Origin of the sequence: Streptomyces sp. (assembly GCF_031178505.1) — a bacterium.
In the GTDB taxonomy this organism is placed as follows: domain Bacteria; phylum Actinomycetota; class Actinomycetes; order Streptomycetales; family Streptomycetaceae; genus Streptomyces; species Streptomyces gulbargensis.
The window spans coordinates 1-9,508 of sequence record NZ_JAPSIW010000204.1; the positions used below are offsets into that span (position 1 = coordinate 1).

Genomic DNA, 9,508 nt, shown 5'->3' on the forward strand with positions numbered 1-9,508 from the left:
GGGCGTGGGCCGCCCCCCCCCCGCCGCCCCCGGGCCCCCCCCCCCCCGGGGCCGCCGGCCCCCGCGGGGGGGGCCCCCCCCGCGGGGGGGGGGGCCCCCCGACCGGTGGTGTCCGTCAGCGGTCGTCCGGCTCGCGGAGGCGCATCGCCAGGATCGCCATGTCGTCGGAGGCCGGGGCCTGGGCGAAGCGCTCCACCGCGCGCAGGATGCGGGCGGAGACCGCGCCGGCGGTGAGGCCCGTACACGTCTTCAGGACCTCGGCGAGACCGTCGTCCCCCAGCATGCGGGTGCCCTCACGGCGCTCCGTGACGCCGTCCGTCACGCACAGCAGGACGTCGCCCGGCTCGAGCGTCACCGTCTCCTCGTACAGCTCCAGGTCGTCCATGACGCCCAGCAGCGGCTGCGGCTCCGCCGCGGGGGAGACCGTGCCGTCCGGGCGGAGGCGCAGCGGCAGGGGATGGCCGGCGCAGACGACCTTCAGGATCGCCGAACCGTCCTCCTGCGGGTGCATCTCGCCGTACAGCAGCGTCAGGAACCGGCTGCGGGCCCCCTCGTCGAGGATCGCCGCGTTCAGGCGCTCCAGGACGGCCGGGCCGCCGAAGCCCTCGCGGGCCAGGAGCCGCAGGGCGTGGCGGGCCAGGCCCGTCACGGCCGCCGCCTCCGGGCCCGTACCGCACACGTCACCGATGGCGAAGCCGTAGGCGTCGTCGCTGATCGGGAAGACGTCGTAGAAGTCGCCGCCGACCTCGTTGCCCTCACCGGCCGCCCGGTAGATGACGTCCACCTCGACGCCCGGGATCTGCGGCAGGTCCGGAGGGAGAAGGCTGCGCTGGAGGGACTGGCTGATCGCCACGCGCTCCGAATAGAGACGGGCGTTGTCCAAGGCGAGGGCGGCCCGGCGGGACAGGTCCTCGGCCAGCTCCAGGATCTCCTGGCGGAAGTGGTCCTCGGCGGGGCGGCCCAGGATGAGCTGGCCGATGACCCGGTTGCGGGCCACCAACGGCAGCACGACCGTCTCCCCGGCGACGGCGCCCGCCGTGGCCAGGGTCGTGTCGACGCCCGAGGAGAGCGGGCTGCCCAACTGCTCCAGCTCGCGGACCGAGGCCCGGACCGCCGCGCGCTGCGCCGCCTCTCCCGGAGCCGACCAGGCGCGGGCGCCCGGCGCCGGCACCGGATCCGGTGGGGCGACCGAGGACAGCAGGGCCTTCAGGCCGTCGATACGGTCCTCGTCCTCGTGGAGCACGTACGACAGGTACGGCTCCGAGGACTGGTCGGCGATGGTGTAGACCGCGCACCAGGTGGCCAGCGTCGGGACCGTCATCTGGGCCATCAGCGCCAGCGTCTGGTCCCGGTCCAGCGTGCCCGCCAGCAGGTCGGAGGCCTCCACCAGGAAGCTGAGGGAACCGCGGCGCAGGCGCTCCAGCTCGCCCAGGCGGGCGGACTCCACGGCCAGCGCGATCCGGTCCGCCGCGAACTGCAGGCGCAGGGCCTCCTCGTTCGAGTAGCGGTTCGCGGTCTCCGCGGCGACGCCCAGGGAGCCGGTGAGCCGGCCCTCCACCTTCAGCGGGACCGTGACGACCGACCGCATGCCGGTGCCCTCCAGGAGCGGCACGGCGCCGGGCACCGCCGCCAGGTCCTCGTGGACGGCGGGCATGCGGGCGGAGCCGTACCGGCTCGCGCCGGTCTCCACGGGGACGCGGGCGAAGCGCTGGCGGGCGGCGGGCAGACCGGTGGTCGCCCGTACCTCCAGCTCCGTCTCGTCGTCGGTGGCGAGCAGCAGGAAGGCCGCGTCGCCGTCGAGCATGTCCCGGGCGCGCTCGACCGTGCGCTGGAGGAGACCGTCGAGGTCGTCGGGGGCCGGGGAGCCGATGAACAGTTCGAAGGGGTCCGAGGAGCGGCTGTCCGAGCCCGCGTCGGTGCCCGCCGGGCGCTGCGGGGTCTGCAGGACGGCCCGCTCGTGCTCCCGTACCAGCAGACAGACCGTGGACGGCTCGCCCTCCGCGTCGCGGACCCGCAGGTGGGCCGCGTACACGGGCACCACCCGGCCGTCGGAGCAGCGGATGCCGTAGCTGCCCTCCCAGCGGGAGAAGCGGAGCGCCTCCGCCAGGCCCGTGCCGATGCCGGGGGTGTGGGGCCAGGCCGCGAGGTCGCCGAGCGGTTTGCCGGACACCTGGTCCGCCGCGTAGCCGAAGAGGTGCTCGGCGTCCTCGTTCCAGCCCGCGATCGCGCCACCGCGGTCGATCTGGACGACGGCGACGCGGACGCGGCTGTCCGTGACGGGCAGGACGGAGTCCGGCAGCACCGGACCGGCGGAGCGGGTGCCCACCGGGCGCTGGGGCAGGTCCAGGTGGAACCAGACGTGCTTGCGGGTGGGGGAGTAGTCGACGCCCCAGCGGGCGGCGATGGCGGCGCACAGGAGGAGGCCGCGGCCGTTCTCGCGGTCGGGGCTGCCCGGCGCGCGGCCGCCCTGGACGGGGACCTCGCGCTCGGGGTAGCGGTCGGCGACCTCGACGCGGATGCTGTCCTCGGACCGCAGGCAGAGGACCTCGGCGGCGGTGCCGGCGTGGACCACCGCGTTCGTCACGAGTTCGCTGGTGAGGACGACGGCGTCGTCGACGAGTTCGGGGTGGCCCCAGCCCTGGAGGGTGTCCCGGACGAAGGCCCGGGCGGCCGCCACGGACCGCCCCACGGGCTCGAATGTGGCAGTCGCCCGCGCGGTGATCACAGCACTCCTCGTACGCGTCTCGACGCCCGGCTCTGCCATGCTCGGTCTGCCCCTCCCGCTGCCCGGTGGTCGTACGCGCACCACACCGCCCCCGCCGGGCGGACCGGGGCGGTTGGACAGCCGGAAGCCAGGTTACTTACCTTCGCTGTCCGGGCGGATGCCGGTCATGGCAGTTTCCGTCCCCTGGGGGCGGGGACGCTGTGCGAAGCTGCCGAACTGTTATCGCCTGGTTCGGTCGCGGTGAAACACTGGGCAGGTTACCGGTGCAAGGCGGAACGGTACGTTCGACCCCTTTCGGGAGGGACACGGTGGACTCTGGCACGGCGGCGCGTCGAGGCGGCGGCAGCGGCGGCACGCGCGCGAGAGGCGCACGTTCCCGCGGGGGGACGGTGCAGGTGGACGAGGCGGCGCTGGAGCGGTTGCTCGGCGCTCTGGTGTCCATGCGCGACGGAAACCTGCGCAGGCGCCTCACGGTCTCCGGCGACGGGATCATGGCGGAGATCTCCGCCGTGTTCAACGAGGTCGCCGACCGGCAGATGCACGTGACGGGAGAGCTGTCGCGGGTCCGCCGGGTGGTGGGCCGCGAGGGCAAGCTGTCGGAGCGGTTGGAGGCCGGTGCCACGGAAGGCGCGTGGGCGGCGGCCATCGAGGCCGCGAACGCCCTCGTGGACGACCTCGCGCGGCCGGTGTCCGAGGTCGGCCGGGTCCTGTCGGCGGTGGCCGAGGGTGATCTGGAACAGCGCATGGACCTGCGCTGGGAGGGCTCCGACGGGGCGGCGCGGCCGCTGCGCGGGGAGTTCCTCAAGGTCGCGCGGACCGTGAACAACCTCGTGGACCAGCTGTCGCTGTTCGCCTCCGAGGTGACCCGCGTCGCCGTGGAGGTCGGCACCGAGGGCATCCTCGGCGGTCAGGCGCAGGTGCGCGGGGTCTCCGGGTCGTGGAAGGACCTCACGGACTCGGTCAACACCATGGCGTACCGGCTGACGGCCCAGGTGCGGGACATCGCGCTGGTCACGACGGCGGTGGCCAACGGCGATCTCTCGCAGAAGGTCACGGCGAACGTGGCCGGCGAGATGCTGGAGCTGAAGAACACCGTCAACACGATGGTGGACCAGCTGTCCTCGTTCTCCTCCGAGGTGACCCGGGTCGCCCGCGAGGTCGGTACGGAGGGCGAGCTCGGCGGACAGGCCGAGGTGGCCGGGGTCGCCGGTGTGTGGAAGGACCTCACCGATTCCGTCAACACGATGGCGGGGAATCTCACCAATCAGGTGAGAGGTATCGCCGAGGTGACGACGGCCGTCGCCAACGGTGATCTGTCGCAGAAGGTGACCGTGAGCGCGCGTGGTGAGATCGCGCAGCTCGCGGACACGATCAACCAGATGACCGACACGCTGCGGATCTTCGCCGACGAGGTGACCCGGGTGTCGGGCGAGGTCGGCGCGCAGGGGCTGCTGGGCGGTCAGGCGCAGGTGCCGGGTGCCGCCGGCACCTGGAAGGACCTCACGGACTCGGTCAACACCGTCTTCCGGAACATCACCACGCAGGTGCGGGACATCGCGCAGGTGACGACGGCGGTGGCCAACGGTGACCTGTCGCAGAAGGTCACCGTGGACGTGGCCGGCGAGATGCTGGAGCTGAAGAACACCGTCAACACCATGGTGGACCAGCTCTCCGCCTTCGGTTCCGAGGTCACGCGCGTGGCCCGGGAGGTCGGCGTCGAGGGTCTGCTCGGCGGCCAGGCCGAGGTGCCGGGCGCCGCCGGCACGTGGAAGGACCTCACCGACTCGGTGAACACGGCCTTCCGTAACCTCACCGGTCAGGTGCGGGACATCGCGCAGGTGACGACGGCGGTGGCCAACGGCGATCTGTCGCAGAAGGTCACCGTGGACGTGGCCGGCGAGATGCTGGAGCTGAAGAACACCGTCAACACCATGGTGTCGCAGCTGTCGGCCTTCGCCGACCAGGTGACCCGGATGGCCAGGGACGTGGGCACCGAGGGCCGGCTCGGCGGGCAGGCGCGCGTGGACGGCGTCTCCGGCCGGTGGCGTGAGCTGACCGACTCGGTGAACTTCATGGCCGGCAACCTGACCTCGCAGGTGCGGCAGATCGCGCAGGTGACCACGGCGGTGGCGCGCGGTGACCTGTCGCAGAAGATCGACGTGGACGCGCGCGGCGAGATCCTGGAGCTGAAGAACACCATCAACACGATGGTCGACCAGCTGTCCGCGTTCGCGGACCAGGTGACGCGGGTGGCCCGTGAGGTGGGAACCGACGGGCGGCTGGGCGGTCAGGCGCAGGTGCCGGGCGTGGCCGGTGTGTGGCGCGACCTCACCGACTCGGTGAACTTCATGGCCGGGAACCTCACCGCCCAGGTGCGCAACATCGCGCAGGTCGCCACGGCGGTGGCGCGCGGTGACCTGTCGCAGAAGATCGACGTGGACGCGCGCGGCGAGATCCTGGAGCTGAAGAACACCATCAACACGATGGTCGACCAGCTGTCCAACTTCGCCGAGCAGGTGACGCGGGTGGCCCGCGAGGTCGGCACCGAGGGCATCCTCGGCGGCCAGGCCGAGGTGCAGGGCGTCTCCGGCACCTGGAAGGACCTCACCCAGTCGGTGAACTTCATGGCGAACAACCTCACCAGCCAGGTGCGGAACATCGCCGAGGTCACCACCGCCGTCGCCCGCGGCGACCTGTCGAAGAAGATCACGGTCGACGCCCGGGGCGAGATCCTGGAGCTGGTCACGACCGTCAACACGATGGTCGACCAGCTGTCGAACTTCGCGGACGAGGTCACGCGGGTGGCCCGCGAGGTGGGTACGGAGGGCATCCTCGGCGGCCAGGCCCGTGTGCGCGGTGTCACCGGTACGTGGAAGGACCTCAGCGACAACGTCAACCTGATGGCCAACAACCTGACCAGTCAGGTGCGGAACATCTCACGGGTCTCCGCGGCCGTGGCCAACGGTGACCTGACCAAGAAGGTCACCGTCGAGGCGCGCGGTGAGGTCGCCGAGCTCGCGGAGACGGTCAACACGATGGTGGCGACCCTGTCGAACTTCGCGGACGAGGTCACGCGGGTGGCCCGCGAGGTGGGTACCGAGGGCGAGCTGGGCGGTCAGGCCCGGGTGCCGGGTGTCTCCGGTACGTGGAAGGACCTGACCGAGTCGGTGAACTCGATGGCCTCCAACCTCACCGGTCAGGTGCGGCAGATCGCCGCGGTCACCACCGCCATCGCCAAGGGCGACCTCACCAAGAAGATCGACATCGACGCGCGCGGTGAGATCCAGGAGCTGAAGAACACCATCAACACGATGGTCGACCAGCTCTCCAACTTCGCCGAGGAGGTCACGCGGGTGGCCCGTGAGGTGGGTACGGAGGGCATCCTCGGCGGCCAGGCGCGCGTCCGGGACGTCGACGGCACCTGGCGCGACCTCACCGAGTCGGTGAACGAGATGGCCGGGAACCTGACCCGCCAGGTGCGGGCCATCGCGGCCGTCGCCACGGCGGTCACCCGCGGCGACCTCAACCTCAAGATCGACGGGGTGGACGCGGCGGGCGAGATCCAGGCCCTCCAGGACAACATCAACACCATGATCGCCAACCTGCGCGACACCACCCTCGCCAACGAGGAGCAGGACTGGCTCAAGGGCAACCTGGCGCGCATCTCCGGTCTCATGCAGGGCCGCCGGGACCTCGACGACGTCGCCTCCCTCATCATGAGCGAGCTGACGCCGGTGGTCTCCGCCCAGCACGGCGCCTTCTTCGTCGCCATGCCGACCGGCTCCGCCCACGGCGACGCCGGACTCGTGGGGGAGGGCGACGGCTCGTACGAGCTGCGCATGCGCGGGAGTTACGGCTACTCGGCCGGCTCCATGCCCACCTCGTTCCGCCCCGGGGAGACCCTCATCGGGACGGCGGCCGAGGAGAAGCGGACCATCCAGGTCAACGTGCCGCCGGGCTACCTGAAGATCTCCTCCGGGCTCGGGGAGGCCGCGCCCGCCCATGTCATCGTGCTGCCGGTCCTCTTCGAGGGGAAGGTCCTCGGGGTCATCGAGCTGGCGTCCTTCCAGCCCTTCACCCAGATCCAGCGGGACTTCCTCAACCAGCTGGCCGAGCTGATCGCGACCACCGTCAACACCATCAGCGTCAACACCAAGACCGAGGTGCTGCTCAAGCAGTCGCAGGAGCTGACCGAGCAGCTCAAGGAGCGGTCGGCGGAGTTGGAGCACCGGCAGAAGGAACTCCAGGGCTCCAACGCCGAACTGGAGGAGAAGGCCGAGCTGCTGGCCCGGCAGAACCGGGACATCGAGGTCAAGAACACCGAGATCGAGGAGGCCCGGCAGGTCCTGGAGGAGCGCGCCGAACAGCTCGCGGTCTCCATGCGCTACAAGTCCGAGTTCCTGGCGAACATGTCGCACGAGCTGCGCACCCCGCTCAACTCGCTGCTGATCCTGGCCAAGCTGCTGGCGGACAACGCCGAGAGCAATCTGACGCCGAAGCAGGTCGAGTTCGCCGAGACCATCCACGGTGCCGGCTCGGACCTGCTCCAGCTGATCAACGACATCCTCGACCTGTCCAAGGTCGAGGCGGGCAAGATGGACGTCTCGCCGACCCGGATCGCCCTCGTCCAGCTCGTCGACTACGTGGAGGCGACCTTCCGGCCGCTCACCGCGGAGAAGGGCCTCGACTTCTCGGTACGGGTCTCGCCCGAGCTGCCGGCCACCCTCCACACCGACGAGCAGCGGCTGCTCCAGGTGCTGCGGAACCTGCTGTCGAACGCGGTGAAGTTCACCGACACGGGAGCCGTCGAGCTGGTGATCCGGCCCTCGGGCGCGGACGTGCCGCAGTCGATCCGGGAACAGCTCCTGGAGGCCGGTTCCCTGCGTGACCCGGAGGCGGAGCTGATCGCCTTCTCGGTCACCGACACCGGGATCGGCATCGCGGCGAGCAAGATGCGGGTGATCTTCGAGGCCTTCAAGCAGGCCGACGGGACGACCAGCCGGAAGTACGGCGGTACGGGCCTGGGCCTGTCGATCAGCCGGGAGATCGCCCGCCTGCTCGGCGGCGAGATCTTCGCGGCGAGCGAGCCGGGCCGTGGTTCGACCTTCACGCTGTACCTGCCGCTGGAGCCGGTCGCGCAGGCCGGGGGCGCGTCCGGGTCGGGCACGGCCGACTCCGACGAGGGCCGGTCCCAGGCGGAGGAGGGCGCGGAGGGGGCCGACCACTCCTTCCCGCACTTCTCGCCCGCTCCCGTACGCGGCGAGGCGCGGTCCGGGGCCGGGGCGCTGTTCCGGCACCGGCGGAAGGCGGCGGCGGAGGCGGCGGAAGTGCGGTCCTCGGCGGCCGGCGGGGCCGGCCGTGCCGCGCAGGGCGGCGCGGCGGACCGTACGGAGGAGGAGGCGGCGCCCGAGCCGCGCCGTACCTTCTCGTTCTCCGGCGAGCGGGTCCTCATCGTGGACGACGACATCCGCAACGTGTTCGCGCTCACCAGCGTCCTGGAGCAGCACGGCCTGTCGGTGCTCTACGCGGAGAACGGCCGCGAGGGCATCGAGGTGCTGGAGCAGCACGACGACGTGGCGGTCGTCCTGATGGACATCATGATGCCGGAGATGGACGGATACGCGACGACGACCGCGATCCGGCGCATGCCGCAGTTCGCCGGGCTGCCGATCATCGCGCTCACCGCGAAGGCGATGAAGGGCGACCGGGAGAAGGCGATCGAGTCGGGCGCCTCGGACTACGTGACGAAGCCGGTGGATCCGGACCATCTGCTGTCGGTCATGGAGCAGTGGATGCGGGACGAGTGACGCCGCGGGCGGGCCGGCGCGGCCCGCCCGCACCCGCCCCCGGCCCGCCCGGGACGGACTGTCGCCATCCGGGTGTGAGAGGCCCGGAAGCGGGGAACCTTCTCGTCTCGCACCGCGTTTCCCGTACGTGCGCGACGACCGTGCACAGTGACATCGCGGTGACAGGGTGTGGCGACGGGCGGGGTGCGGCTACGATGACCGGCACAAGGACGGACGGCGCGAGGAAGCCGTCCCCTGGGGCGGCGCCCGGTGCTTCCCCCGGTTCCGGGAGCCGGGGCGAGCCGTTGCCGGGGCGAGGAGGACGGGGCATGGTGCAGAAGGCCAAGATCCTCCTGGTCGATGACCGGCCGGAGAATCTGCTGGCGCTGGAGGCCATTCTCTCCGCGCTCGATCAGACCCTGGTGCGGGCATCGTCCGGGGAGGAAGCGCTCAAGGCGCTGCTGACGGACGACTTCGCGGTGATTCTCCTCGACGTCCAGATGCCGGGGATGGACGGTTTCGAGACCGCCGCGCACATCAAGCGCCGCGAGCGGACGCGGGACATCCCGATCATCTTCCTGACCGCGATCAACCACGGCCCCCACCACACCTTCCGGGGGTACGCGGCCGGGGCGGTCGACTACATCTCGAAGCCGTTCGACCCCTGGGTGCTGCGCGCCAAGGTCTCGGTCTTCGTCGAGCTCTACATGAAGAACTGCAAGCTGCGCGAGCAGGCGGCCCTGCTGCGGCTCCAGCTGGAGGGCGGCGAGGGCGGCCACGGCAAGGAGTCCGCGGGACTGCTGGCCGAACTGTCCGCCCGGCTCGCCGCCGTCGAGGAGCAGGCCGAGGCGCTGTCGAAGCAGCTCGACGACGACTCCGCGGACGCGGCGGCCGTCGCCACCGCCGCCCACCTGGAGCGCAAGCTCACCGGGCTGCGCCGGGCATTGGACGCGCTGGAGCCGGGCACGGGCGGCGCGCCCTCGATGCCCGCCCAGAA

General features: G+C 71.6%; 3 protein-coding genes. 2 read left to right on the plus strand and 1 reads right to left on the minus strand.

The annotated features are described in order from the left end of the window. Nucleotides 1–115: 115 nt before the first annotated feature. Nucleotides 116–2,764: a SpoIIE family protein phosphatase gene (locus RIF68_RS15965; protein WP_309051918.1), complete on the minus strand. Its 2,649-nt coding sequence runs from the start codon at nucleotides 2,762–2,764 to the stop codon at nucleotides 116–118. Nucleotides 2,765–3,033: 269 nt separating this feature from the next. Between RIF68_RS15965 and RIF68_RS15970 the strand changes: the two genes are divergently transcribed. After that, nucleotides 3,034–8,532 carry a HAMP domain-containing protein gene (locus RIF68_RS15970; protein ID WP_375165075.1) on the plus strand — a complete coding sequence of 1,833 codons (5,499 nt, stop codon included), beginning with the start codon at nucleotides 3,034–3,036 and terminating at the stop codon, nucleotides 8,530–8,532. Between the two features lie 308 nt (nucleotides 8,533–8,840). Continuing rightward, nucleotides 8,841–9,508, plus strand: a 668-nt coding sequence (locus RIF68_RS15975) for a response regulator (protein ID WP_309051919.1), incomplete at its 3' end; no start/stop codon positions are given.

What these genes read in the sequence shown, in the direction of transcription:
- RIF68_RS15965 (WP_309051918.1), bottom strand. Translation starts at nt 2,764, where the DNA reads ATGGCAGAGCCGGGCGTCGAGACGCGTACGAGGAGTGCTGTGATCACC.